Source organism: Arthrobacter sp. EM1 (genome assembly GCF_029964055.1).
GTDB lineage: Bacteria > Actinomycetota > Actinomycetes > Actinomycetales > Micrococcaceae > Arthrobacter.
Genome location: NZ_CP124836.1, coordinates 945,921 through 971,890, shown reverse-complemented (window position 1 = coordinate 971,890; position 25,970 = coordinate 945,921). Strand labels below are relative to the sequence as shown.

The 25,970-nt window shown below is 67.1% G+C and carries 25 protein-coding genes and 1 pseudogene; 3 read left to right on the top strand and 23 right to left on the bottom strand.

The features are described from left to right. Positions 1-7: 7 nt before the first annotated feature. From QI450_RS04310 to QI450_RS04280, 7 genes are all read right to left on the bottom strand, one after another. Positions 8-520, bottom strand: a complete 513-nt coding sequence (locus QI450_RS04310; RefSeq protein ID WP_226774379.1) for a hypothetical protein — start codon at positions 518-520, stop codon at positions 8-10. A 5-nt stretch (positions 521-525) separates the two neighbouring features. Then, positions 526-1,284 carry a 4-hydroxy-tetrahydrodipicolinate reductase gene (gene dapB / locus QI450_RS04305; RefSeq protein ID WP_226774380.1) on the bottom strand — a complete coding sequence of 253 codons (759 nt, stop codon included), beginning with the start codon at positions 1,282-1,284 and terminating at the stop codon, positions 526-528. Between the two features lie 29 nt (positions 1,285-1,313). Continuing rightward, positions 1,314-1,796, bottom strand: coding sequence for a molybdenum cofactor biosynthesis protein MoaE (locus tag QI450_RS04300; protein ID WP_226774381.1), 483 nt, complete (start codon positions 1,794-1,796; stop codon positions 1,314-1,316). Further along, a complete protein-coding gene (locus tag QI450_RS04295; protein WP_226774382.1) occupies positions 1,786-2,292 on the bottom strand; it encodes a MogA/MoaB family molybdenum cofactor biosynthesis protein in 507 nt (168 codons plus the stop codon). The genes QI450_RS04300 and QI450_RS04295 overlap by 11 nt, the downstream gene beginning before the upstream one ends. Positions 2,293-2,294: 2 nt before the next feature. Next, entirely contained in the window at positions 2,295-2,780 is a 486-nt protein-coding gene (gene moaC / locus QI450_RS04290; RefSeq protein WP_226774387.1) for a cyclic pyranopterin monophosphate synthase MoaC, read from the bottom strand. Between the two features lie 35 nt (positions 2,781-2,815). Then, complete coding sequence (gene glp / locus QI450_RS04285; protein ID WP_226774383.1) at positions 2,816-4,039, bottom strand: gephyrin-like molybdotransferase Glp; 1,224 nt, start codon at positions 4,037-4,039, stop codon at positions 2,816-2,818. Positions 4,040-4,120: 81 nt separating this feature from the next. Next, positions 4,121-5,803, bottom strand: a complete 1,683-nt coding sequence (locus QI450_RS04280; RefSeq protein WP_282468162.1) for a molybdopterin-dependent oxidoreductase — start codon at positions 5,801-5,803, stop codon at positions 4,121-4,123. Positions 5,804-6,012: 209 nt separating this feature from the next. Between QI450_RS04280 and moaA the strand changes: the two genes are divergently transcribed. Both moaA and QI450_RS04270 read left to right on the top strand, forming a co-directional pair. Continuing rightward, complete coding sequence (gene moaA, locus QI450_RS04275; protein WP_226774198.1) at positions 6,013-7,149, top strand: GTP 3',8-cyclase MoaA; 1,137 nt, start codon at positions 6,013-6,015, stop codon at positions 7,147-7,149. Between the two features lie 7 nt (positions 7,150-7,156). Continuing rightward, complete coding sequence (locus tag QI450_RS04270; protein WP_226774199.1) at positions 7,157-7,423, top strand: MoaD/ThiS family protein; 267 nt, start codon at positions 7,157-7,159, stop codon at positions 7,421-7,423. Here the strand turns inward: QI450_RS04270 and QI450_RS04265 are convergent. From QI450_RS04265 to QI450_RS04200, 14 genes and pseudogenes are all read right to left on the bottom strand, one after another. After that, entirely contained in the window at positions 7,420-8,325 is a 906-nt protein-coding gene (locus tag QI450_RS04265; protein ID WP_226774200.1) for an alpha/beta hydrolase, read from the bottom strand. The genes QI450_RS04270 and QI450_RS04265 overlap by 4 nt on opposite strands. Further along, positions 8,322-8,999 (bottom strand): TetR/AcrR family transcriptional regulator, encoded by a 678-nt coding sequence (locus QI450_RS04260; RefSeq protein WP_226774201.1) that lies wholly within the window; start codon positions 8,997-8,999, stop codon positions 8,322-8,324. The genes QI450_RS04265 and QI450_RS04260 overlap by 4 nt, the downstream gene beginning before the upstream one ends. Next, entirely contained in the window at positions 8,996-10,612 is a 1,617-nt protein-coding gene (locus QI450_RS04255) for an AMP-binding protein (RefSeq protein WP_226774202.1), read from the bottom strand. Before QI450_RS04255 ends, QI450_RS04260 begins: the two co-directional genes overlap by 4 nt. Next, positions 10,609-11,859 (bottom strand): branched-chain amino acid ABC transporter permease, encoded by a 1,251-nt coding sequence (locus QI450_RS04250; protein WP_226774203.1) that lies wholly within the window; start codon positions 11,857-11,859, stop codon positions 10,609-10,611. Before QI450_RS04250 ends, QI450_RS04255 begins: the two co-directional genes overlap by 4 nt. Next, positions 11,856-12,731, bottom strand: coding sequence for a branched-chain amino acid ABC transporter permease (locus tag QI450_RS04245; RefSeq protein ID WP_226774204.1), 876 nt, complete (start codon positions 12,729-12,731; stop codon positions 11,856-11,858). Before QI450_RS04245 ends, QI450_RS04250 begins: the two co-directional genes overlap by 4 nt. Further along, positions 12,728-13,483 (bottom strand): ABC transporter ATP-binding protein, encoded by a 756-nt coding sequence (locus tag QI450_RS04240; protein WP_226774205.1) that lies wholly within the window; start codon positions 13,481-13,483, stop codon positions 12,728-12,730. The genes QI450_RS04245 and QI450_RS04240 overlap by 4 nt, the downstream gene beginning before the upstream one ends. Next, a pseudogene (locus QI450_RS04235) lies at positions 13,480-14,249 on the bottom strand (ABC transporter ATP-binding protein). Before QI450_RS04235 ends, QI450_RS04240 begins: the two are co-directional and overlap by 4 nt. Before the next feature lie 91 nt (positions 14,250-14,340). Further along, on the bottom strand, positions 14,341-15,513 hold the full coding sequence (locus tag QI450_RS04230) for a substrate-binding domain-containing protein (RefSeq protein WP_226774206.1): 1,173 nt from the start codon (positions 15,511-15,513) through the stop codon (positions 14,341-14,343). Positions 15,514-16,023: 510 nt separating this feature from the next. Then, complete coding sequence (locus tag QI450_RS04225) at positions 16,024-17,367, bottom strand: pitrilysin family protein (RefSeq protein WP_226774207.1); 1,344 nt, start codon at positions 17,365-17,367, stop codon at positions 16,024-16,026. A 157-nt stretch (positions 17,368-17,524) separates the two neighbouring features. Further along, entirely contained in the window at positions 17,525-19,774 is a 2,250-nt protein-coding gene (locus QI450_RS04220; protein WP_253033235.1) for a polyribonucleotide nucleotidyltransferase, read from the bottom strand. Positions 19,775-20,017: 243 nt separating this feature from the next. After that, complete coding sequence (rpsO, locus tag QI450_RS04215) at positions 20,018-20,287, bottom strand: 30S ribosomal protein S15 (protein ID WP_226774209.1); 270 nt, start codon at positions 20,285-20,287, stop codon at positions 20,018-20,020. A gap of 159 nt (positions 20,288-20,446) precedes the next feature. Beyond that, positions 20,447-21,739, bottom strand: a complete 1,293-nt coding sequence (kynU, locus tag QI450_RS04210) for a kynureninase (RefSeq protein ID WP_226774275.1) — start codon at positions 21,737-21,739, stop codon at positions 20,447-20,449. 5 nt (positions 21,740-21,744) lie between these two features. Beyond that, entirely contained in the window at positions 21,745-22,599 is an 855-nt protein-coding gene (gene kynA, locus QI450_RS04205; RefSeq protein ID WP_226774210.1) for a tryptophan 2,3-dioxygenase, read from the bottom strand. A 135-nt stretch (positions 22,600-22,734) separates the two neighbouring features. Next, a complete protein-coding gene (locus QI450_RS04200; RefSeq protein ID WP_226774276.1) occupies positions 22,735-23,751 on the bottom strand; it encodes a bifunctional riboflavin kinase/FAD synthetase in 1,017 nt (338 codons plus the stop codon). Between the two features lie 217 nt (positions 23,752-23,968). Between QI450_RS04200 and QI450_RS04195 the strand changes: the two genes are divergently transcribed. Then, a complete protein-coding gene (locus QI450_RS04195; RefSeq protein WP_226774211.1) occupies positions 23,969-24,391 on the top strand; it encodes a DUF937 domain-containing protein in 423 nt (140 codons plus the stop codon). Positions 24,392-24,595: 204 nt separating this feature from the next. On the opposite strand, the gene QI450_RS04190 is transcribed toward QI450_RS04195, so the two are convergent. Both QI450_RS04190 and QI450_RS04185 read right to left on the bottom strand, forming a co-directional pair. Beyond that, entirely contained in the window at positions 24,596-24,850 is a 255-nt protein-coding gene (locus QI450_RS04190; protein WP_226774212.1) for a hypothetical protein, read from the bottom strand. Between the two features lie 27 nt (positions 24,851-24,877). Next, complete coding sequence (locus QI450_RS04185; protein ID WP_226774213.1) at positions 24,878-25,945, bottom strand: GNAT family N-acetyltransferase; 1,068 nt, start codon at positions 25,943-25,945, stop codon at positions 24,878-24,880. Positions 25,946-25,970: the final 25 nt, after the last annotated feature.

Below are 25,970 nucleotides of genomic sequence, written 5' to 3'. Positions count from 1 at the left end.
CCGGGTTTCAGGCCCTGCCGTTGCCGTTGCCGTTGCCGTTGCCGTTGCCGTTGCCGCCACGATACAGCCGGAGTGCGTCGCGCATCGAGGAGCGCGCCCGTTTCCGGTCTCCCGCGGCGTCATAGGCGCAACTGAGCCGGAACCAGGAGCGCCAGTCTGCCGGCGCAGCCTCCGCTTCGGCGCGGTACTTTTCGAATTCACGGTCCGCCGCATCGCGGATGATCCGCCCCGCCGGGGTGCGCGGCAGGTTGTCTTCCGGCAGGCCGCCCTCGGCCTCGAGGATTTTCGCCAACCGTTCGGTCCGGGCGCCGAAGAGCAGCTCCCGGGCAAGGGCCCAGGCTCCGATAACCGGCAGGACCAGGTAGGCGGCCCCAATCGCCTTGGCCATCGGGTTGGCGTCCGTCATCAGCAACACCGAGCGCTGGAAGGACACCACCAGGTAGAAGACCAGCAGGAGCGTCACGGCACCCACCCAGATCTTGGTGCGGTTGGCTTTGACGAGCGTGAGGACATTGGCCATAGCGCTCAGAGCCCCAGGTCCAGGTAGCCGTCGAGGCCCACGGTGAGGCCCGGATTCGCGGCCACGCTGCGCACACCCAGCAGCACACCGGGCATAAAAGAGGACCGGTCGAAGGAATCGTGCCGGAAGGTCAGCTGCTCACCCGGCCCGCCAAGCAGGACTTCCTGATGTGCCACGAGGCCCCGGAGCCGGACACTGTGGACGCGGACTCCGTCGACGTCGCAGCCGCGCGCGCCGGGCAGGCCGGTGGTGGTGGCGTCGGGGCTGGCGGGCAGGCCTGCGTCTGCACGCTCGGCGGAGATCAGCTGCGCGGTGCGCACGGCGGTTCCGGACGGGGCATCCACCTTGTCCGGGTGGTGCAGTTCGACGATTTCGACGGATTCGAAGTAGCGCGAGGCCTTGGCCGCAAACGCGGAGGCGAGGACCGAGCCGAGCGCGAAGTTCGGTGCGATCAGGACCCCGACACCGGACCGGCCGGCGAGGAGCTGCTCGAGCCGGGCCAGTCGCGCCGCGTCCCAGCCTGTTGTCCCCACCACAGCGTGGATGCCGTGTTCAACGGCGTAGGTGACGTTCGCTTCCGTGCTTGCGGGGACCGTCAGGTCCACCACGATCCGGGCTCCGGCGCCGCTGAGGGTCTCCAGGGGATCGTTCCGGCCCAGCGCGGCCACAAGCTTCAGGTCCGCGGCGGCCTCGATGGCCCGCACCGCCTCGGCGCCCATGCGCCCGTTCGCGCCCAGCACGGCGACTGCGAGTTGTTCGGTCATGCCATCAACCCTACCGCCGGGCAGCGGGCCTACTCCCCTGCGCCGACCCACTCGACCGTGCCGTCGGCAAAGAACTGTTCCTTCCAGATCGGGACCTGGGCCTTGATCCGGTCCACAAGTTCCGAGCAGACGGCGAAAGCCTGGCCGCGGTGCGCCGCAGCGACGGCACAGACCAGCGCGGGGTCGCCGATCTCCAACATCCCGATCCGGTGTGCCGCCCAGATCCGGACAGGATGGGCAGGCACGTCCGCGGAACTGCCGGGATGTCCGGCGGCTGACTGTTCGGCGACAAGTTGCGCGACGACGTCGGCCATCACCTGGTGCGCTGTCGGGTGGGCGCTGTAGCTCAGGCGCTGGACGGGTTTGCCGCCGTCGTGGTTCCTAACCACGCCGCTGAAGCTGACCACAGCACCTACGGTGTCGGACTCGACGGCGGCGATGGCCTGGTCCACCGAGATGGCGTCGGCGCTAAGCACCGCGTTGATGACTTCGAAGCGTGGCTCAGTGCCCATGGGTGCCCTCCAGCTGGTCGCAAAGGTGTCCCAGGATCGGATCGAGCACGCTGAGGCCGTCCATCACGCCTTTGGGGGAACCGGGGAGATTAATAATGAAGGTCTGGCCGGCCGCGCCTGCGTGGCCCCGGCTGAGCATCGCCGTCGGGGTCTTGGCAGATCCGGCGCTGCGGATGCCTTCCATGATGCCCGGGATCTCCCGGTCCAACAGTGGCAGGGTCTGTTCCGGGGTAGCGTCTGTGGGGCTCAGCCCGGTGCCGCCGCTGGTGATGATAACGGCCGGAGCCTGGCTCAGGAGCGCGCGCAGGGCACCGCCCACCGCGTCTCCGTCCGGGACCACGAGGGCCGGGTAGGGTTCAAAGCCGTGTTCGGTTAGCCAATCGATGATGACGGGCCCGGTCAGGTCCTTATAGACCCCGGCCGCGGCCCGGGTCGAAGCAATAACAACGCCGGCCTTACGCCCGCTCGCTTCACCGTGGCGGTGTGGTTCAGGCATGCTCACAGTCTCCAGTCCCCGCTCTTGCCGCCGCTTTTGGCCAGCACCTTGATATCGGTCAGGACCGCGTGCTTGTCTACTGCCTTGATCATGTCGTACACGCTGAGGGCGGCGACGGAGGCTGCGGTCAGCGCTTCCATTTCGACGCCGGTGACCCCGCGGGTCTTAACCGTGGCGAACACGGTGACCGAGTCGGCGCCGAGTTCAAAGTCGACGGTGACCTTGGCGATCGGCAGCGGGTGGCAAAGCGGGATTAAGTCCGGGGTTTTCTTGGCGGCCAGGATGCCGGCGACCCGGGCGACAGCCAGGGCATCGCCTTTGGGCAGGTCTCCGCTGCCGAGGAGCGCCAGGACCTCCTCCGTGCTGCGGACTGTGGCGGTGGCGGTGGCCTCGCGGGTGCTTTCGGCCTTGTTGGACACGTCCACCATCTGGGCCGTGCCATCCTGCCGCAGGTGGGTCAGGCCCGGGCCCTCCGGTGCGGGGGTCATCCCTGCGGGGGTCTTCTTTGGAGGGTTCTCTTCATTCACAGCATCCATACTTCCACCTCGGCGCCCGCAGCGAGCGCAGCGGTACCTTCGGGCACCTGGATCAGGGCGTTGGAGTGCGCCAGCGCACTGACGAGGTGCGAACCGGACCCGCCTTCAAGCCTGACGGTGCCGTCGGGAAGGACCGTGCCGCGCCGCACCTGGTGTTTGCCTGCCGGTGACGTGAGCGCCCCGGCCAGGCGGGCCTTGACTGCCGGCCGCGGGGCGGGCGAACCGAAGAGGTCCCCGAGCGCCGGCCGCAGGAACATTTCGAAGGACACGAGGCAGCTCACCGGGTTCCCCGGGAAGCCCAGCACTGGCACTCCTTCGAAGGTTCCGATTCCCTGCGGGCCGCCGGGCTGCATCGCGACGCCGAAGAAGTCGACGCGATGACCCTCCATCGCCTGCCGGACCACTTCATACGCGCCTTTGCTGACGCCGCCGGTAGTAACAATCAGGTCAATGTCCGCCAGGTGCAGGCCCAGCAGGGCGGCGAGCTCCTCCGGACGGTCGGTCGAAACCCCGGTCCGGGTGACGTCGAGGCCGGCCTGGCGCATGGATGCCTCGAGCAAGGTGGCGTTGGAGTCGTAGATCTTGCCGGCGCCCAGCGGCCGTCCCGGCTCCACAACCTCGTCCCCGGTGGTGACCAGGAGGACCCGCAGGGCTTGGTAGACGGCTACCTCGGTGTATCCCAGCGCGGCCAGCAGCCCCAGCTGACCGGGTCCGAGGCACGTTCCAGCGGTGAGAGCCAGCTCACCGGTGCGGATGTCGCTGCCGGCGTCGCGGACGAAGTTTCGTGCCGGGGCGGCGGGAAGGCGGACCGTGGCCGGCACTCCCGGGAGGGGGAAAGCCGCGGGGTCCGCCTGCTCGATCGGGACGACGGCGTCGGCGCCGGCTGGCAGCATGGCTCCGGTCATGATCGGCGCGGCAGTCCCGGCAGCCAGTTCAGGGGGCGCCGCGCCGGCCGCGACGGGGGCCACAACGGTCAGTTCGGTGCCGCCGTCGGGTACGTCAGCACTCCGGATGGCAAAGCCGTCCATCTGCGAATTCGCAAATGGCGGCAGGTCCAGCGGAGCCACGACGTCCGCAGCGAGTCCGCGGCCCAGTGCCGCCAGGAGCGGGAGCATCTCGATCCGGTCCGGGGTGCGGAGCGGGGCCAACAGCCGGCGGACCGATTCGCGGTGCGCTGCCACGGTGACGTGCCGTGCCTGGGTGCTGTGCATTCGTTCGTGACCCCTCGTCGTGGGCCATTGACCTGAGTCGCCGGCCCGGCTCCGTGGCCCTGGCGTGTTTGGCCCGGCCCGCTAGGACTTCACATCAACTCTAACCGTGTGAAAGCCGGTAGCACCGCTGGGCGCCACGGGCGCGCGCTCTTCCACCTGCGCGACGCCGTTGAGGTCCGTGGCGCGGACCTGGACCTCGTACTGGCCGGGGCTCAGCTGCAGTTCGAGTTTCCACTGGTACCACGTGTCGCGGGAGATCCCGGGGGCCAGCTGCGCCGGCTGCCAGGTGCCGCGGTTGACCCTGAGCTCGACCCGGCCAATCCCGGTGTGCTGGGCCCACGCGACGCCGCCGAAGGCCACCGTCCCGGCCTGGACCGACCGGGCCTGCCGCGGCACGTCGATCCGGGAGGAGGTTTTAACCGGCCCTCGCTCGCTCCAGCCGCGGGGCGTCCAGTATCCGGCGTCATCCGCGAAGCGCGTCACCTTAAGCTCTGTGACCCACTTGGTCGCCGAAACGTAGCCGTAAAGGCCCGGGACGATCATTCGGACCGGGAAGCCGTGCTCGAGCGGCAGCGGGTCGCCGTTCATACCAACCGCCAGGAGTGCGTCACGGTCATCCGTCAGCGCCTCCAGCGGGGTGCCGGCCGTCCAGCCGTCCGCGCTGCGGGACAGCACCATGTCCGCGCCGTCCTTCGGGCGGGCCAGTGCCAGTAGTTCCCTGACCGGCCAACCCAGCCACCGGGCATTGCCGATCAGGTCCCCGCCCACCGCATTGGAGACACAGGCGATGGTGACGTGCCGTTCGATCAAGGGTTTGGCCAGCAGGGCGGCAAAGTCCAGGGAGATCTCCTGCTCCACCAGGCCGATGACTTTGAGGGTCCACTGCTCCGGGTTCACCACCGGGACGCGCAACGCGGTGTCAATCCGGTAAAAGTCCTTGTTCGGCGTCACCAGCGGCACCGCGCCCTCCAGCCCGAGTTCAGCGCCGGCCGGGACCGGCGGGGCCGGTGCCGATGGTCCGGGAAGCACCAGCTTGCTGCGCAGTTCACTCACGGCTGCGGCTGCCCCGCGGATTGTTGAAGCCAGCACCCCCGCGATGAGGGCGGCAGCGGCCGTTCCGCCGAGCGCCTGGAAGAATCGACGCCGGGCCGGAGCAGGCGCCGGAGCGGAGGCGGAAGCGGCGGTGCCGGGGGCGGTGGTGCCCGGAGCAGGCGCCGGGGCGGGGGCGGCGGTGCCCGGAGCAGCCGCCGGGGCGGTGGTGCCCGGGGCGGAATCCGCGGGCGCCCGTAGGGCACGGCTGTGCCATTCGCCCAGCCGCCGGACCAGCCACCGCAGCGCAATCATCCCCACGATGGCGGCGAGCAACGGGACCGGGACCGCGTTCAACGTCAGTTCGGCCCGGCCAAGTACTGCCACCAGCCCCACTGCGCCGAAGACGGCAATCAGGGCAACCCCGGCGAAGCGCCGGCGCGCTTCGACGACTCCGGACAGGGCTGCCAGTCCGGCGATCAGCAGCGCCATGCCACCGAGCAGGGCTACCTTGTCCGCCGTCCCGAAGAGCGAAACAGCCCAGTCCTTGACTCCCGGCGGGACAGCATCGATCACGGCCCCGCCCACAGCTGTCACCGGGGAAAGGGAAGGACTCACGAATCCGGCAGTGAGCTCCCCCAGGGCAAGGCCCGTCCCGACGGCCGTGATTCCGGCCGCTGCAGCCCAGCCGCCCGTGTGCCGGGCCGGACTTCGCGGCCTGGGGACAGCCGGCACCTCGGTGCGCCCGCCGGGGCCCGGGGTGGGCGCAGGCGCCGCTGGTTGACGGTTAGGGGTCGTGTTCACCCCTCCATCATAGGTTTTGTGCCGCCCGACAGCGCCGGGTGGACGACGGTACGGACCACGGAACGGGCGGCGGAACGCCGGCAGCGGAATCCGGACCGGACCGGAGTGTTGCCGGCGTCGGGTTGGCGTAGCCTGATCCTATGAGTGTTCAGCTAGGCATGCCCCAGCCCCGCGCGGATGACGCATCCGGCGAGGGAATTTCTGCGACGCAGCCCACCGCACGCCCGGCCGGAATGCCCGCGGGCCTCCTCGACCGCTACGGCCGACGTGCCACCGATATGCGGCTCTCCCTGACGGACAAGTGCAATCTGCGCTGCACCTACTGCATGCCGGCCGAGGGCCTTCAGTGGCTCTCCAAGCAGGCAGTGATGTCCGCGGCGGAGATTGTCCGGATCGTCAGGATCGGCGTCGACATGCTGGGGGTGCGTGAACTGCGGCTCACCGGCGGCGAACCGCTGGTCCGGGCGGACCTGCTGGATATCATTTCAGCCCTCCGGCAGGCACACCCGGACCTTCCCATCTCGATGACCACAAACGCCGTCGGGCTGGACAAAAAAGCCGCCGGGTTGAAGGCGGCGGGGCTGTCCCGGATCAACGTCTCACTGGATTCGCTGCATGAGGAAACGTTTACCCAACTGACCCGGCGCCCCGTCCTGAACAAGGTCCTGGCCGGCGTGGACGCCGCCTGGGCCGCTGGCTTGGGTCCCGTAAAACTCAATGCAGTGCTGATGCGCGGCATCAACGACGCCGAGTCCCCCGCGCTGCTGGCATGGGCCCTGGACCGCGGCTACGAACTGCGTTTCATCGAGCAAATGCCGCTCGACGCGGACCACGGCTGGACCCGCAGGAACATGATCACGGCCGCGGAAATCCGCGATTTGCTCTCCGTTGATTACGTCCTGAGCGCCGATCCGCGGGACCGCGACGGCGCCCCCGCGGAACGCTTCGAAGTCCGGGCGCGGGTTCCCGGCACCGCCGAGGCGACCGGCCCCGTACTTGGAACCGTCGGGATCATCGCCTCCGTGACCGAGCCGTTTTGCGCGGACTGCCGCCGCACCCGCATCACAGCGGAGGGCAAGATTATGAGCTGCCTGTTTTCCCGTGAGGAAGTGGATCTGCTGGACCTGCTTCGCCAGGGCGCCAGCGACGAACAACTCGCCGAGCGCTGGCAGGATGCCATGTGGATCAAGCCCAAGGCCCACGGTATGGACCACGTCGGGCTGGACGCCCCGGACTTCGTCCAGCCGGACCGCAGCATGAGCGCCATCGGAGGCTGAACCACCTGTGAATGTACGTTACTTCGCTGCCGCGCGCGCTGCCGCCGGCGTCGACAGTGAACTCTTCGACCTGCCCGCGGACGCCACGCTCGCCGCGTTGCTGGATGCGATCCTCGCCGTCGAACGCCCGGAACCCCCGGCCGGGACCCCGCCGCTGGCGCGTTTACTGTCACGAAGCAGCTTCCTGCGCAACGAGGTGGCGGTGCGGAACCGTGCGGTGGTGCTGCAGCCGGACGACGTCGTTGATGTGTTGCCGCCCTTCGCCGGCGGCTAAGGAGCCGCCAGCGCCGAACGCACGGTGTCCGCGACGGCGGCTGCGCCGGCCCCGCCCATAATAATCGTGTAGTGGTTAACGTCGGGGACTTCGCGGACGGACAGGGAAGGCAGCTTGTCCGCCCAGGTATTCAGGTAGCCGGGCGCGTAAAGGCCGCCGGCTTCATTGAGCAACCCCCGCGGGGCCCGCAACGCAATGGTTTCGACCGCGAGCTCAGCCAGGGCCTTTAGCAGTGAAGCGCCCCGGTGCAGTTCGGCGGTGTCGTCCGCCATCGCCTGGTACCGGGTGGCCGGCCGGAGCTGCGGTGCCTCGCCGGTGAGGTCGTAATCGACGTATTCCTCCACGAGCGGGTTCCAGTCCGCACTGAAGGCCGGATGCTGCCGCCAAAAGCCGCGATAGGCCTCCTTGCTGGGGAAGGCTGCGTTCAAGCGCTCGGCCGCCGGACCCAGCACCGCAGCGACGATTTCTTCGTCGCTGAGCTGCGCCGGCACCTGGAGCGGCAGCCCGCCGTCGACCAGCACCAGGGACCGCACCAGCGCCGGAAACAGGTTCGCCATCACCACGGCGGCGAAACCTCCCATCGAATGGCCAACAACCACCACGGGCCCGGTGCTGAGTGCGGTCAGCACGGCCGCGAGGTCCCCTGCGTGGGACGGCATCCCGTAGGGAGCAGGCAGCCCGTTGCTCCGGCCCCGGCCCCGCAGGTCCGGGGCAATGATCCTGACGTCCGGCAGCGCCCGGGACAACGCCAGCCAGGCCTTGTGGGACGCCGTAACACCGTGCACCGCCAGGATGGTCGGGGCAGCAGCGTCCGCGGGTCCCCAGAGGGCGGTGTGCAGGGTTCCGCCACGGACCTCAACCTCGATGGTCCGGTAGCCGGGGTCAGCAGTGGCCTCGTTCATGGGACTGTCCTTTCCGGAGCCTGTATCGGTTTGGTGGCGGGGCCGGGAGTTGGACCCGGCGTCGGTGCGAGGGCACGTTCGATGAACTGCATCATTTGCTCAAAGACTTCCTCCGGGACATCAGGCCGGGCACCGTGCGCCGGCTCGGTGCCTTCCTCGTCCCACAGCACCCAGCGCATGCCGATAAGTTCGCCGATGCCCATGAGGGCCCACGCCGCGACCGTGGGGTCCATGTCCCGGACTTCGCCGCTGAGCTGCGCGGCTTTAAGCCCTTCGATGTAGCCATTGACGATCCGGGTGTAGTGCAGGCGCAGCGCCCCGGGCGAGACGAACTCGGCCTGCCGAATGATGCGGTACAGCGCGGGATGTTCTGCGGTGAATTTGAAGAAGGCCCGGAACCCGGCGCGTTCGGCTGCGAGACGGGTGCCGGCGGATCCGGCGGCCTCCGCCATGGCGTGCCGTACCCGCCGGTTCAGGTCCTCAACGACCTCATCGAAAATGGCTTGTTTGCCCTCGAAGTAGAGGTAGAACGTGCCGAGTCCGACGCCTGCCTCCTCGGTGATTTTTACAATAGAGGCCTCGTGGTAGCCCACCGAAGCGAAGACCGTTTCGGCAGCCTGCAGCAGTTTGGCCCGGGTGCGGGTACCCCTCGCGGTGCGCGGCGCGGCGCTCATCGTTGACTCCCGTCCGCGGGCAGGAAGGCGCCCCTGTTGTCCGGTTGTGCCGCCGGCCCGTCCCCGCCCAGCTGCTGCCGCAGCCGGCCGCGCAGCACCTTGTTCAAGGCAGTGCGGGGCAATGCGGCAACAGTGACGATCCGTGCCGGAACTTTGAAGTGGGCCAGCCGGGCAGCGCAGTGCTCAAGGAGGTCCTGATCATCGGTGGCAAGGCCGGGGCGGATCACTACAAAAGCCACACCGGTTTCGCCCCAGCGCTCGTCGTCGACGCCAACGACGGCGGCCTGCGCCACTGCCGGATGGTCCAGCAGTACCGCCTCGACCTCAGCCGGGGCCACGTTTTCGCCCCCTGAAATGTAGATGTCCTTGAGCCGGTCCACGACTTTGATGTATCCCTCGGCGTCGCGCTCCACGAGGTCACCGGTGCGAAGCCAGCCGCCGGCCAGGACGGCCGCAGTAGCGGCCGGGTCGCGGAAGTAGCCGGCAAAGACCCCGGGGCCGCCCACCAGGAGTTCGCCGGTGGCGGCGCCGTCCAGGATGTCCCCCGTCACCGGGTCGGCCACGGCGACGGCGACATGCGGGTACGGTTTGCCCGATGACCCCACCATCCGGGCGGCGTCCTCGTTGGCAAGGCAAAGGACATTCGGTGACGCTTCCGTGAGTCCGTAGCCCTGGCTCAGGGCCACTCCCCTGCGGTGCCAGATCCGCAGCAGCGGTGCCGGCATGGGTGCCCCGCCCACCACGGCGTGCCGGAGGCTGGCCAACCCGGCGGACGCGAAGTCCGGATGCTCGGCGAGCATCAGGTACTGGGTAGGGACACCCATGAGCATGGTAACGCGCCGCTCCGTGATCAGCTGCAGGACCCTGCCAGGTTCGAAGCCGCGTTCGAGAACCACGGTTGCCCCCGTCCACCAGGCCAGCAGGGGCTGGATGTTCCAGCCCCCCACGTGGAACTGCGGCAGCACGGCCAGCACGACGTCGGTGCTGCCAAGATCCAGCGTTCGGGACAGGGACAGATTGGTCCAGAAGCAGTTGGCGTGGGTCAGCACGGCGGCCTTGCTGGCGCCCTCGGTTCCGGACGTGAAGACCATCAGGAGGGGATCGTCGTCGCGCACTTCCCGGTTGATCCCGGGCCCGCCGGCGCCCGGACCGGACACAATCAGCGGCCGGGACGGTGGTGGCACCGACTTTTCAATGCCGCCGGGGCCCAGCGCGGCGGTCCGCGGCCGGTGCGCCAACAAGGTGCAGGCCCCCGCGGCGAGGGAGTCCAGTTCGTCCTCGACAAGCAGCAGCTGCGGCTCGGCGAGCTCCAGCTGCGCGGCGAGCTCCCTGGCTGAGAGCCGCCAGGACAGCGGGACGAGGACCAGGCCCGCCTTGGCGCAGGCGAAAAACACCACAACGTGGTCTGAGCTATTGCCCGTCAGGGTCGCGACCCGGTCCCCGGTGACGTAGCCGGCGACCTTCAAGGCAGCGGCGAGTCCGGCAGCCCGACGCTCCAGTTCGCCGTAGCTCAGCGTGCAGCCGCGGTCGTCAACGGCGATCCGCAGGGGGGTGGAAAGGCTGCGGTCAGTGGTCCAGCGGCCCAGGGTGTGCAGCCCGTCGACGGGTATCATTCGGATTCCTCCAGGATCTCGCGGGACGCCGCCCTCTGTTGGCGGCCCGTGCCGGGGGGCCCGGCACCTTCATTTCCCTTGCCGGGCCCCCTGCTTGGGTTGCGGCGGCCGGCCAGCCGCTGTGCGGTGCCCGTCAAGCCGCCTGGCAGGAACAGCACCACGAGGATAAACAAGGTGCCCAGGATGAACAGGGGTTCCGACAGCGGTACCCGAAGGATGTCCGGCAAGGCATTGATTGCATCGGAGTTTGCCAGCGTCGTGAGGCGCTGGTCCAGGATGGTGTAGAAGACTCCACCGATCACGGCACCCCAGCGTGAACCGACGCCGCCCAGGACCACCATCACCAACAACGTGATGGTCAGGTCCGCGGACATGGCCCGCGGCACGGCGCCGCTCTGGAGCAGCAGGAACACCATACCGATGATGCTGACCAGGACGGCGGAGACCACAAAGATGAGCAGCTTGACGAGGTACGGCTGCAGGCCCAGGACGCGGACGCGCAGCTCGTTCTCGCGCACTGCGGCGGCGACGTGCCCGGCGCGGGAGGACTGTACCCAGGTCACCACGACGAAGACAGCCACCAGCACCACCAGGGCCAGCCAGTAGAGGTTGCGTGTATTGACCACTCCGACAAGGAAGTCCGGCAGGTTGTCGGTGCGCAGCGTCAGGCCTTCATCTCCGCCGGTGGTGCCGTCCGGGTTGCGTCCTACTATGACCGAGCCGGCCTGGGCGAACGCGAGCGTGACCATGGCGAAGGGGATGCCGTTGACCCGCAAGCTGATGCTGCCCACCACATGGGCCAACACAATGACAATCAGCAGGGTCAGTCCCATTGCAGGCACCAGCGGGATGTCCAGGTTTTGCAGGATGATCGCCAGGCCGTAGACGCCGGCCCCGAAATACAACGCATGGCCAAAGGACAACAGTCCGGCGACACCGAGCAGCAAATGGTAGGTCAGGGCTGCGGCAGCCATCAACATACACATCGCGAGCAACTGCAGGGAACCGGGCGTGTACGTCGGCCCGGGCAACACTCCCGGCAGGGACAGATTGAGCAGCGGCAGCAGGAACAGGAACACGATCCCGGCGGCCCCGGCGGCCAGGCCGGCGATCCTTCGGCGGGTTGGGAGTCCCCGGCCGCCGCCGGGGGTTGCCCGGAGGGCGCCGCCAGCGTGCTCGCGGGTGCTGTTGCCAGTGCTCTGGATGTTTCCGGCGTTGGTGCCGGCGGCGTCAGTATCAGTGGTCATGAGGTTCTCCCGAGCAGGCCGGATGGACGGAACAGCAGGACCAACGCCAGGGCGAGCACCACAACGAAGTCGCCGGTGCCGCCGAGATAAAAGTTGGCGAACTGTTGCAGTACGGCGACAGCGACGGCAGCGATGGCTGCGCCGGTCAGCGAACCCAGTCCGCCGATCACTGTGACGATGAATGCGAAGATCAGCAGCGAGCCGCCCAGCATCGGTGAGACGTAGCCAAAGTAGTGCGAGGCCAGGACCCCGCCGAGTCCCGCCGCGGCTCCGCCGATCGTAAAGACGAGGGTAAAGGCCTTCCGGACATCGATGCCAAGGGCCGTCACCATGGAACGGTTCTCGACGCCGGCGCGGATGATCATGCCGTAGCGGGTGTTTTTCAGGAAGAACACCATGGCCAGCAGCACCAGGACGGCGGCGACGATGCAAACAAAGCGATCGTTGGGTACCCGGGCGCCGAGGACCTCGGTGGTTTCCTTGAACCACGCAGGTCCCTGGATGAACACCGGATCGGTGCCCCAGATTCCGTCAAAGAGGGCGACGGCCGCGAGGGACAGGCCCACCGTAATGAGGACCTGCTCGATGTGCCGCTGGTAGAGCCTGCGGATCAGGACAAACTCGGTGAAAGCGGCGAAGGCGGCAGCGGCAGCCGCGCCGGCCAGGAGCGAAAGCAGGAATGTTCCCCAGCTATCGGAGCCGGTCCGCCGGGCGATTTCCCAGCCGGCGAAGGCTCCAAGGGTAAGGAAGGCCCCGTGCGCGAAGTTGAGCACTCCCATCAGCCCGTAAATCAGAGACAGTCCGGCGGCCACGAGGAAGTACAGGGCACCCAGGCCCAGGCCGGTGAAGAGCAAGAGGACAACGGTACTCACAGGGCGGTCCCCCTCACGGTATGGTCCCGCGCGGGGCCCTCAGCGGAGACCCCCAGGAGGCGCTGGGTTAGCTCGGCGTCGTCGAGGAATTCCAGGGCCCGGCCGGTGTGGACCACCCTGCCGCCGGAGAGGACGACGGCACCCTCGGCGAGTTGGCGGACGACGTGCAGGTTCTGCTCGACCAGCAGGATGGGCACGGTCCTGGCGGCCTCGGCGAGCGTCTCGGCAACCTCCGAGACAATTTTCGGAGCCAGGCCCTTGGTGGGTTCATCCACCAGCAGGATCTTGTTGGTATTCAGCAGCGCGCGCGCCAGTGAGACCATTTGCTGCTGGCCGCCGGAGAGGGTTCCTGCCATTTGCGCGGACCGGGCCAACAGGTCCGGGAAGAGCTCCTCGACGAGCTGGCGCCGGGGTGCGGCGTCCCGCTCGGCAAGTCTGAGGTTTTCTGCCACGGTGAGTTTGGCGAAGACTTCGCGGTCCTCGGGAACGTAGCCCACCCCGCTGCGGACAATCTTGAACGTTGGTTCCTTCTCGATCCGTACACCGTCGAGCTCAACGGCCCCGGTTCTGTCGATCAGGCCAATGATGGCCTTGATGGTGCTGGTTTTCCCCACCCCGTTGCGCCCCAGCAGGGCGGTGATGCCGGTGGCCGGGACGATGAACGAGACGTCCTCCACGACCTGCTGCCCGGCGATGTGGGCGCTGAGGCCCTGAAGGCTAAGAATCGGGCGGGGGTCCGCTGCAGTGCTCATACGGGTTCTCCAAGATAGGCACTTTGCACTGTCGCGTCGGACATCACGGCCTCCGGACTGTCCAGGGCGAGCAAGCTGCCATGGTGCATCACCGCCACCCGGTCTACCAGGCCCAGGACCACGTCCATGTGGTGCTCCACCATCATCACCGTGCATCCCCGGTCCCGGTGCAATCCCCGGATGATGGCCGTGAGCGCCGGGACGTCCCCCGATGCCACCCCGGCCATCGGTTCGTCCAGGAGGACGACGGCGGGATCCGTTGCCAGCAGCACGGCGATCTCCACCTTGCGCTTCTCGCCGTGCGAGAGATCGCCGGCCGCCGTCATGAGCTGGCTCGTGAGCCCGACTTCCCCGATGGTCCCGCGCGCAATCCGGGTCGCTTCGTCGGACGCTGCGGGAAATCGCAGCACGCTGAAACTGCCTCCCAGTTTCGCCTGCGCGGCGAGCCGGACGTTTTCCAGCACGCTGAGACGGGGGAACAGGTTCGAGGTCTGGAAGGTCCGCCCCAGACCTGCCCTGGCCTGGCCCGACGGTGGATGGGCGCGGCCGTTATCTCCCTGCCGTTCAGCGTGATGCTGCCCGCCGTGGGCCGCATGACACCGGAAATCAGGTTGAACAACGTGGTCTTGCCGGCACCGTTGGGGCCGATCACGCCGACCATTTCGCCGGCGCCGATGGCGAAGCCCACATCCTGGAGGATGCGCGCACCGCCGATCTGCAGACCGAGGCCGTCGACCGCCAAGGCGGGCAGGGCTGGGGAATTCATTCGGATCCTTCGTCTTGTGCTGGGGCCGGCCACGGTGGTGGCGGCGCAGTGCGGCGCTGTGCGTTACCGTGCTGCACAGCGCCGCGAAGGACTACTTCTTTTCCGGCGGGGCGACCGTGTCGCCCGGGACGACCTTGATCAGCTCAGGAGCCCAGGAACCGCCCGCCTGGACGAGCTTGACCTGGTACATGTCCTGGATCAGTGCGTGGTCTGAAGCCCGGACGGTTTCCTTGCCCTTGGGCCCGTCGAAACTGAATCCTTCGAGCGCCTTAACCATGGCGTCGGTGTCGGCGCCGCCTTCCTTGACGGCCTGGGCGATCATCTGGCCGGCAACAAAGCCGTCCGGGGTGAAGAGGTCGGCCTTTTGGCCCGCCTTTTCGACGGCGGCGATCATCTTCTTCTCCACGACGGTACCCGCGGCCCCCGGGAAGTAGTGGTTCAGGAAGCTGATTTTACTGGTCGCCTCGCCGTAGGCGCCGAAGGTCGCTGCGTCGCCGAGGCCGGTGACGATCGGTGCGGCGTCGAATGCGCCCTGCTGGCTCAGTGTCTGCCACATGGTGCCGGAGGTAGCCCCGGCCCAGGCAACAAAGACCATGTCAGGCTTCGCATCGATGATCTGGCGAGCGAACGGCGTGAGCTCCTGGCCTTCCGGAACAAGGACCGGCTCCACTGTGGCCCCCTTGGCCCCGAGGACGGCCTTGACAGCGGCGACGTTGCCCTGTCCGAAGGCGTTGTCCTGCGCGAAAACCACAACCTTTTTGCCCTTGGTATCGATGAACGAGCCGGCTGTGGCCACATCCTGCAGACTTTGCCGGCCGGACCGGAAGGTGTATTTGTTAACGCCTTGGAGGGCATCCGTGGCGGCGGGGCCGGCGATGTAGAGGACTTTGTTCTGCTGCGCCTGCTCGGCCAGTTTCAACGCAATTCCCGAGGAGACCGTGCCGCCGATGATCTTGTAGCCCTTGCCGATCAGGTCTTTGGCCGCCGTGACGGCTTTGTCCGGATCGCCGCCGTCGTCGGCGTAGCTGAGGTTGATCTTGGCGCCGTTGACCGTTCCGGTCCCGCCAGTCGCGTAGTCGATGCCGGCTTGGAGGCCCTCATAGTAGGTGGCGCCATAGGCTGCGAGCGGTCCGGTTTTGGAGTAGATAATGCCAACGTTGACGGGTTCGGCCGACTGGCTGCTGCCCGATTCGGCCGGCGCTGCGGTGCCGGCAGTGGGCGCGCAGGCGCTGAGGGCCAGCCCGGCGGCCAAAACGGTGGCCATTAGGAACTTCTTTGTATCCTTCACGGGATGCCTTTCGTTGAGAATCCGGGGAATCTGAGCAGGAAATTCGCTGAACCTGAAAGGTGATTCAGATTACAGTTAATCTAGGGCGCAGCTCAGGGCGTGTCAACGGATTTCAAAAAAGGCTTTTGTAACGTAACGGCGTCGGCCACAGTTCGGCGTCGGCCACAGTTCGGCGTCGGCCACAGTTCGGCGTCGGCCGCAGGCCGGCGTCGGGCGCAGGCCGGCGTCGGGCGCAGGCCAGCGTCGGGCGCAGGCCAGCATCGGCCACAGTTCGGCGTCGGCCACAGGCCAGCATCGGGCGCAGTTCAGCGTCGGGCACAGGCCGGCTTAGGGCAACGGCGGCTCCACGCGGGGATATGCCGGGGCTGCGCCTCCTAACCGAGGCGCAGCCCCGAGGCTCCCGGGGCAACTCCCCCGGCGCGCGGCCCGCACGCATCCGCGGGGAACGTTTCGGGCGCCCCGGGCGCCCTGCCGGGCACGGCCCGGTTAGAGGCCGAAGGTTTCGTTTTCGTCGAAGGGGCCAACGACCGTGAGGGTCCGTGGCGCAGCCGCGAGTTCGCGGGCGAGCACCTGGACCTCGTCAGCGGTCACCGCCTTGATCTGGCGAAGGGTCTCGTCGATGTCCTGGTATTCGCCGGAGACCAGTTCGGCACGGCCGAGCCGGGACATCCGTGAGCCGGTGTCTTCCAGTGCCAGCACGATTCCGCCACAGAGCTGCCCCACGGCCTTGCGGAGTTCCTCCTCGGAGATCCCGCCTTCTGCGAGCTTGTCCAGTTCGGCGCCGAGCAGCTCAACGACCTGCCGGACCTTGGACGGGGTGCAGCCGGCGTACATTCCGAAGTACCCGGCGTCGGCGTAGGAGGAGGCGAAGGAGTAGGTCGAGTACACCAAGCCGCGTTTCTCCCGGATTTCCTGGAACAGCCTGGAGGACATCCCGCCGCCCAGGACGGCGTTGAGCACGCTCATCACAAAGCGGCGGTCGTCGGTGGCGACGATGCTGGGGCAGCCCATGATGATGTTGGCCTGTTCCACCGGACGCTTGACCACGTGCAGTCCGGCGGTGCCGGTGATCGCGGCCCGGTCGGTGGAGCGTCGCTGCACCGGCGCGGCGTCAGGCTCAAGGCTCCAGCCGGCGGAGTGCAGGGCATCCACAACGAGTCCGCAGACGACGTTGTGGTCCAGTCCCCCGGCGGCGGTGATAACAAGCTCATCCGGGCGGTAATAGCGGCGGTAGTGGTCCCAGACGGAATCCCGGGCGACGGCACGGATGGCGTCGGGGGTACCGCCGATTGGGCGGCCCAACGCGTGGGTACCCAGCACGGCCGCGACAAAGTGTTCGTGGGCGACGTCGGTCGGGTCGTCGCTGTCCATCGCGATTTCTTCGAGGATAACGTCGCGTTCCTGCTCCATCTCCTGCGGGTCCAGCACGGCACCGGTGATCATGTCCGCGATGACGTCGATCGCCATCGGCAGGTCGGTGTCCAGCACGCGGGCAAAATAGCAGGTGCTTTCCTTGGCCGTGGCTGCGTTGGACTCCCCGCCGACCTCATCGAAGGCCGAGGCGATCTCCAGGGCGGTGCGCCGCTGGGTGCCCTTGAAAAGGAGGTGTTCGAGGAAATGGGTGGAGCCGTGCTGCCCGGGCGCCTCGTCGCGGGATCCCACGCCAACCCAGAATCCGATGGTGGCAGAACGCTGTCCGGGCATCGCCTCGGTCAGCACACGGACACCGCCGGGAAGGACCGACCGCCGCACTTCGGATCCGCCGTCGGCTCCGTGGATCAGGCTGTCAGCATGCTGGTTCTGCTCAAGCGGCAGGGGTACGACAGTCATCAAAGCCTTTCAGTAAAAACATCCCAAATCTGCCTGCCATCGTACCAGCGGGAAATCGCCCGGACGGTACGGCGGCGACGGCGATGTTCTACGCCGCCGTTAACGGCAGCGGGGCCGGTGGATAATCCACCGGCCCCGCCACTTGGGTCTGGAAAGACTACTCTGCGGCCTCGAGGGAGACCTCAGCGTCGTCAGCGTTTCCGGCACCGGCCTCGTCAGCCACAACGGGCGAGAGCGAAAGCTTTCCACGGTCGTCGATCTTGGTGATTTCCACCTGGATCTTCTGGCCGACGGAGACGACGTCATCAACGTTGTCCACGCGCTTGCCGCCGGCGATCTTGCGCAGCTCGGAGATGTGCAGCAGACCGTCCTTGCCCGGGGTCAGGGAAACGAAAGCACCGAAGGTGGTGGTCTTGACGACCGTGCCCAGGTAGCGCTCGCCGATTTCCGGGATCTGCGGGTTGGCAATGGCATTGATCGCGGACCGTGCTGCGTCGGCAGACGGGCCGTTCGTGGCGCCAATGTAGACAGTTCCGTCGTCCTCGATCGAGATGTCGGCGCCGGTGTCTTCCTGGATCTGGTTGATCATCTTGCCCTTCGGGCCGATGACCTCGCCGATCTTGTCTACCGGGATCTTGACCGCGATGACGCGCGGCGCGAACTCGGAGAGCTCATCCGGGGTGTCGATTGCGGAGTTCAGCACGTCCAGGATGTGCAGGCGGGCTTCGCGGGCCTGCTTCAGGGCGGCGGCCAGCACCGAGGCCGGGATGCCGTCGAGCTTGGTGTCCAGCTGGATGGCCGTAACGAACTCGGAAGTACCGGCAACCTTGAAGTCCATGTCACCGAAGGCATCTTCGGCGCCGAGGATGTCGGTAAGGGCGGCGTAGCGGGTCTGGCCGTCAACCTGGTCGGAAACCAGGCCCATGGCGATACCGGCAACAGCAGCCTTCAGCGGCACGCCTGCGTTGAGCAGGGACAGCGTCGAGGCGCAGACGGAACCCATCGACGTCGAACCGTTGGAGCTGAGGGCTTCAGAGACCTGGCGGATGGCGTAGGGGAATTCCTCGCGGGACGGCAGCACCGGCATAATGGCGCGCTCTGCGAGGGCGCCGTGGCCGATTTCGCGGCGCTTCGGGGAACCGACCCGGCCGGTCTCGCCGGTGGAGTACGGCGGGAAGTTGTAGTTGTGCATGTAGCGCTTGCGCGTTACGGGCGAAAGCGAGTCGATCTGCTGTTCCATCTTGAGCATGTTCAGCGTGGTGACGCCCATGATCTGGGTTTCACCGCGCTCGAAGATGGCCGAGCCGTGGACGCGGGGAAGAACCTCAACCTCGGCGGTGAGCTGGCGGATGTCCGTCAGGCCACGGCCGTCGATGCGGATCTGGTCCGTGAGGATACGCTGGCGCACAACGTGCTTGGTGACGGAGCGGAAGGCTGCGGACAGCTCCTTTTCGCGGCCTTCGAACTGGCCGGCCAGGGATGAGGTGACCTCGTTCTTGAGCTCGTCGGAAGCGGTGTCGCGTTCCTGCTTGTCGGCGATCTGGAAAACAGCGGCCAGCTTCTCGGCGGCAGCTGACTCCACGGCGGCGTAGACGTCGTCCTGGTAGTCCAGGAAGACCGGGAACTCGACGGTCGGCTTGGCGGCGCGTGCTGCCAGGTCGGACTGGGCGTCGCAAAGGGCCTTGATGAACGGCTTGGCGGCCTCCAGGCCCTCCGAAACGACCTCTTCGGTCGGGGCGGCGGCGCCCTGTTCCTTGATGAGGTTCCAGGAGTTGTCCGTGGCTTCGGCTTCAACCATCATGATGGCGACGTCGTCGCCCTTGACGCGGCCGGCAACGACCATGTTGAAGACGGCGTTCTCGAGCTGGGAGTGCTTCGGGAAGGCGACCCACTGCGAACCGTGTTCGTCGGCGATCAGGGCAACGCGGACGCCGCCGATCGGGCCGGAGAACGGCAGGCCGGAGAGCTGGGTGGACATCGACGAAGCGTTGATCGCTACGACGTCGTAGAGCTCGTCCGGGTTGATGGACAGCACGGTGACCACGATCTGGACCTCGTTGCGCAGGCCCTTGACGAAGGCGGGACGCAGCGGGCGGTCCATCAGGCGGCAAGCGAGGATCGCTTCAGTGGACGGGCGGCCTTCGCGGCGGAAGAACGAGCCCGGGATGCGGCCGGCGGCGTACATACGCTCTTCGACGTCGACGGTCAGCGGGAAGAAGTCGAAACCTTCACGCGGGTGCTTGCCGGCAGTGGTGGCGGACAGCAGCGCGGTTTCTTCGTCGAGGTAGACCATCGCTGCGCCGGCTGCCTGCTTGGCAAGTCGGCCGGTTTCAAAGCGGATTACACGCTTGCCGAAGCGGCCATTGTCAATGACTGCTTCTGAGAACTGGATTTCGGGACCCTCCATAGAGAGTCACCTCCGTTTCATGGTTCACGGAGTCCAGCCGCATCAACCCAGCCCGGCATCTGCCGGCCTGCACTACACCCGGTCATCGATCGAGACCCACGGGCCGGGCTTCATATCCTGGAAGCCGTTCCCGGAGATCACTACCGAAGACCGCGAATGCGTGATGCGGTTGATCCTCCTGTTGAGTTGTGTGTGAAAAAGGCGGCCCATTCCGTCACGGAAGGGGCCGCCCCTTAAAGCTGACTAGCGGCGCAGGCCGAGACGCCCAATGAGCGCACGGTAGCGGGTGATGTCAGTGTTTTTGAGGTAGGTGAGCATACGCTTGCGACGACCAACCATGGCCAGCAGACCGCGCTGGGTGTGGTAATCGTGCTTGTGCACCTTCATGTGCTCAGTGAGATCCTTGATCCGCTGAGTCAGGACTGCAACCTGGACCTCCGGCGAACCGGTGTCGCCCTCGGACGTTGCGAAATCCTTGATGATGGACTGCTTTACAGCGGCTTCAAGTGCCACAATAACTCCTAGATATGTGCCGTGAGGCCCGAATCAGTAACTCACCGCCGGGGGGTGCCGTGCCGGTTCTTCTGCTTTGATGCCAGCTGTCCCGTACACAACAGGACCCAGCCGCCACGGACTGCAGCCGGATCCAACGCTTAGTTTACCGGCACGCCGCTAATCTTGTCGAAACGACCCCTCCAGTGGCTGCCCGGAATGGCCCGCGTCCAGCCGTTCGCGGATCGCAGCCACCCCGCGGTGCACCTCGGTAAAGGACGTACTCAGCGGGGACAGCCCGATCCGCAGGCCCTGCGGTGCCCGGAAATCCGGGATGACGTCGGCCGCCCACAGTGCGGCGGTCATCTCCCGGAACGCCGGGTGGTCCACCGTGATGTGGCTGCCGCGCAGCTCCGGCTCCCGCGGCGTCGCGAGTTCCACGCCGGCCGGGGCGAGCCAGGCATCGTGGAGCTCGACGGCGAACGCGGTCAGCAGGCGTGATTTCTCCCGAACCGCGGCCATGCCGACCTCCTCGAGCAAGTCCAGGGTGCCACGCATGGCAAGCATCCCGAAGACCGCCGGGGTGCCGCTGAGGAACCCGCGGATGCCGTCTGCCGCTTCATACCCGGGCCCCATCTCGAATGCGTCTTTCCGGCCCATCCAGCCCCAGATCGGCTGCTGCAAACCCGGCAGGTGCCGGGCATTAACATAGGCGAACGCCGGCGAGCCGGGCCCCCCGTTGAGGTATTTGTAGGTGCAGCCGGCGGCGAAGTCGACCTCGGCGGCGTCCAGGGCAATCTCAACCGAACCGGCGGAATGGCAAAGGTCCCAGACCACCAGCGCACCCGCGGCGTGAACGGCAGCGGTGATCCCGGGCAGATCGGCAAGGAACCCGGAGCGGTAGGCAATCTGGCTCAGGACCACAACGGCGGTGGCCGGCCCCGTTGCCGCCCGCACCTGCTCGACAGTTACCCCGGCGGAAGGATCGGTGTGGATCCAGCGCAGCGTCAGCCCTTCTTCGCGGGCGATGCCCTCGACAAGGTAGCGGTCAGTGGGGAAGTTCTCCGTATCCAGCACTATTTCGGTCCGGGCCGGGTCGGCGATCGCGGCCACTGCGGCCCGGATCAGCTTGTAGAGCACCACAGTGGTGGAATCGGCGATGATGGTCTGCCCGGCGGCCGCGCCGAGGACTGCCCGGCCGAGCTGGTCGCCGATGGCCTGCGGGAGCTCCAGCCAGTGCTCGTCCCAGCCGCGGATCAGACGCCCGCCCCAGCTGTCCTGGATGAAGCTGCTGATGTCCGTGACGGTGCGCTTGAGCGGCCGGCCCAGGGAGTTGCCGTCCAGGTAGGCAAGGTCCGTGTCGGCACCGATGAAGTGGTCGCGGCAGGCAGCCAGCGGATCGGCGGCGTCCAGTTCCCGGGCGCGCTGCAACAAGGCATCTCGGTTCTGCGCCGCTGCCGCCGCCGGAGTCAGTGCGCTCACTGGCCGATCTCCGTCCGGACGGCGAAGAGCTCGGGGAAGAACGTCAGTTCCAGCGCCTTCTGCAGGAAGGCAGCACCGCTGGAGCCGCCGGTGCCGGACTTCATGCCGATGGTGCGCTGGACCGTTCGCAGATGCCGGAAGCGCCACAGCTGGAAGTTGTCCTCAAGGTCCACGAGTTCCTCACAGGCCTCGTAGGCGCCCCAGTTGTCCGCGGCGTTCTCGTAGATGTACTTAAAGACGGGGACCAGCTCGGCGCAGAACTCGTGCGCCTTGGTGACGTCCCGCTCCAGCAGCGCGGCGGGGACGTCGAAGCCCTGCCGCTTGAGGTAGGCGAGGAAATCGTCATAGATGCTCGGCGATTCGAGGATCTCCAGCAGCATCGCGTGGGCTTCGGGGTCGGATTCGAACACCGGGAGCATCTTGCGGTTCTTGTTGCCCAGCAGGAATTCGACGGCGCGGTACTGGCTGGACTGAAATCCCGAGGAGTTACCCAGGAAGCCGCGGAACTGCGAATACTCCGTGGGCGTGAGGGTGGCCAGCACGGACCACTGCTCGGTCAGGGTCTTCTGGATGTGCTTGACCCGGGCAATCGCCTTCAGCGCCGAGCCGAGGTCGTCGGAGCGGAGCCAGGCGGCGGCGCTGCGGAGCTCGTGCAGGACCAGCTTGAGCCACAGTTCTGTGGTCTGGTGCTGGATGATGAACAGCAACTCATCATGGTGCTCCGGTGTGCTGACCGGGTTCTGGGCGCTCAGCAGCGTCGGGAGCTGCAAGTAGGAGGCGTAGCTCATTCGGGAGCTGAAGTCGCGGACAATATCCTTGTCCAGTTCCCTGGTATTTTTCTCAATCGTCACGTTTTGTGCCTTCCTTGCCCACGGGCTCTTCTTCGTTTTCCCGTCCGGCGGCCCGGGGAAACCTGGCACCGGCCGGGCCGGGCATCCGGCCGACGGATTCACCTCTCCGGCGGCCCGGCGCAGCGGATGGTCGGGTTAGGGCACAAATAGAATATTGTGCGCTTGGACAACGTCCAGCCGCATCTGGTCCACCAGTGCTTCAGGGCCACGGTACGTCACCATGCCCCGCAGCCGGGCGACGAATTCCACAACTACTGTCTGGCCGTACAGATCGAAGTCTTCCACGGCCTCTTTCGGCCGGTCGATCACGTGCGCCTCAACCTGACGGCTGACGCCGTCGAAGGTGGGGTTGGACCCGACGGAGATGGCGGCAGGCCAGCGCGTGCCGGCCTGGTCCACAAGCCACCCGGCGAAGATGCCATCAGCCGGGACGTAGCCGCTCGCGTCAGCGGCCAGATTTGCGGTCGGGAAGCCGAGGTCACGGCCGCGAGCGGCGCCGTGGACCACCTCGCCGCGCATCCGGTGCGGCCGTCCGAGTACGGCGGCCGCAGTGGCGACGTCGCCCTCCCGCAGTGCCTCGCGCACCCAGGTGGAGGAGCAGCGGCGGTCGGTGCCGTCGTGGGCGGTGCGGTCTTGTCCCGCACCGGGTGCGTCGCCGTGGATCGGAAAGCCTTCCGAGCCGAACTCGCTGATAACCAGCACCTCGAAGCCGAGCTTCCGGCCGAGGTCCTGCATGGTCTCCAGGTCCCCGGAGTTGTTCCGGCCGAACCGTGCATCGTGGCCGATCACCACGTGGCTCGCCCTGAGGCTGCCGACCAGGACTGTGGCGACGAATTCTTCGGGGGTGAGGCTGGCCAGCTCGAGGGAGTACTTCATGACCAGAACGGCGTCGAGGCCCAGTTCGCTGAGGGCGGCAAGCTTGTCTTCCAGACCCATGATCAGTTCCGGGGCGGATTCGGGACGGTGGACCTGCGCCGGATGCGGGTCGAAGGTGATGGCGACGGCGCGTGCGTGGTTGAGACGGGCAACCCGGATGAGCTGTGAGAGCACTTGTTGGTGGCCGCGGTGTACCCCGTCGAAATTGCCGAACGTAACGACGGAAGGACCAAAGTCCGCCGGGACTTCGGACGGATCGTTCCAGATGTGGACCATCAACCTCGCCTTTTTGCTTCCTGCCATGTGCTCCTCCGGATAAACCTGCCGGCTCCGGAACTCTCCTAGATTACCTGCAAACGTCGGCTGCTTCCGACGGCACTGCGGGTCCGCGGCGACGCTCCGCCGCGTTCGGCACGCCAGCACCACGAGGCACAGGCAACAGTCCGGCGGGTGTCTGCGCGGGTGCGGTTTCCACCGAGGCCCGCACCCAGGTGTGGCTGAAGGAGACCCCGGGTCAGAGCTCCACGGTCTCCTGAGGCAGATCCCGGTAGTCCAGATTGCCGGCATGCTCGGCACGGACCGGCAGACGGTGCAGGCCACGGTGGAGGCCACGGTGCAGGCCACGGTGGAGGCCGCGGTGCCCATGCTGCTGGCCGGCATGCACAAGAACGCACAAGGCTACGAGGGCGCTGCCAGGCTCGAGCTTGCGATCAGCCGGGAGATCAACGACGCCGGGCAGCCCAGCAGGATTACGGATGTTCCCTACACCGTGGTTCCCGATCCGTCCTGGCCGGCGGACTCCGTGATCATCATTAACACTGCGGCCAACAAGGTGATCGAGCACTTCCGCGTCGACCTCAACGGCAACCCGCTGCGCTGGCGGCCTCGACTGCGCCGGCCACCGTGCGGGGACTGAGCCGCCCGGCTGAACTGCCCGGTTGAGCTACCCGGCTGAACTGCCCGGTTGAGCTACCCGGCTGAACTGCCCGGTTGAGCTACCGGCTGTCCGGCAGTTCCGCCAGTGCAGCAGCACGGCGGCGAGGATCAGTGGAACGTGGATGACCGGAAGGTTCCTCGCGAACCATTCCCGGCAGGTAGATGTCGGGTGACCGAGCCTGCCTCATCCCCCAGGTCCTTGGCCACTGCGGTAAGCGGGCAGTGGAAGCGGTTCGCGGAAAACCAGCGTCTCGGCAGCCAGAACTGCGGCGGCGAGGCCCGCCCGCCGGTCCGTGCGGCCGCGGACACCGGCGTACAGGACGGATACCATGCAGGCTTCGATCGTGAACCAGGCAAAGGTATGGAATGCCTTCACGGCCCTCAGGAGGGACTTACGTTCTGCCTTCCGCAACGCTTGTGGAGCCTTGAGTCCAGCCATGCCTCCAGCGTAGCCGCGGGTGTCTGTTCAGGGGCTTTCTGCCCGGTCAGAGGTCCCGGTCAGCTGCGCCAGCCAAGCGTCGAGTTCCCGGGGACGGCGGAACATGACTATAGCCGGCATCCGGGGGTCCGCTTCCAGCCCCCGCATCACCTGCCGCTTCCGAGTGAAGGACCGGAAATGCCACCGGAGGATCGAGCCCTGGGTGAAGAGCCGGGCAATAGTTTCCTCATTGCCGTTGCAGACAGGCTCCCGGGTCAACGCCCGCCGCAGCGTGCGGCGAACCAGCCGGGCCAGCGAAAGCCAGCGTGGATAGTCGAGGCAGACAATGAGCTCCGCGCGCGGCAGCACAACGTCCCGCCAGGCACCATAGGCGCTGTCCAGCACCCAGCGGTCCTGGGCTGCAAGCGAGGCTGCGATACCACGCTGCTCCTCGACGGTGCGCTGCTGCCAGCCGGGCAGCCAGCCGGTGTCGTCATCTGCCGAAAACCCGGGCAACCCCCTGGACTGGGCGTAGGCGCGGGCGGCGGTCGACTTCCCGCTGCCGGTCACTCCATAGAAGAGGACGCGGGAGGGCGCCGGCGGGGTTGGTCCACGGCCGGCGGGAGGCTCGATGGCCCAAGGCGGTCCGAGCTGTTTATGGTGGAGCGCAGCAGTTTCCGTGGCAACGCTCCGGTTGCCGTCAGGGTCGGTAAATTCATAGGAGCATGTTTCCGTGGCACCGGTGGGCCGGTAGCCAAGGCCTTTGTAGAGCTTCCGTCCCGCAGTGTTGCCAGGTTCGACGCCGAGGACGATCGCACTGTGTCCGGCCAGCCTGGCTTGCTCTTCCAGCCAGCGGCACAGCGCACTGCCGATCCCTGCTCCCCTGCTGCCGGGATACACAAAGAGATGCTTGAGTTCGGGGACTGGCCCGGCACGGAAATCCAGCACCGCCCCGCCGTGCGGGGTGCCCCCGGTCCACGCCGTGGCATAGAGGAGCTCCCCCGCCGTCTGGCGCACCAGGAAGCCCTCGGCGATTTTTGCACCCGGGGGCTCGTGCAGGCACAGGGCGGGAAGATCGTCCGCCGTGCACTTTCGGATGTTCACGGATATGTTCATGGTTTATCCCCTGGACGTGGCCAAC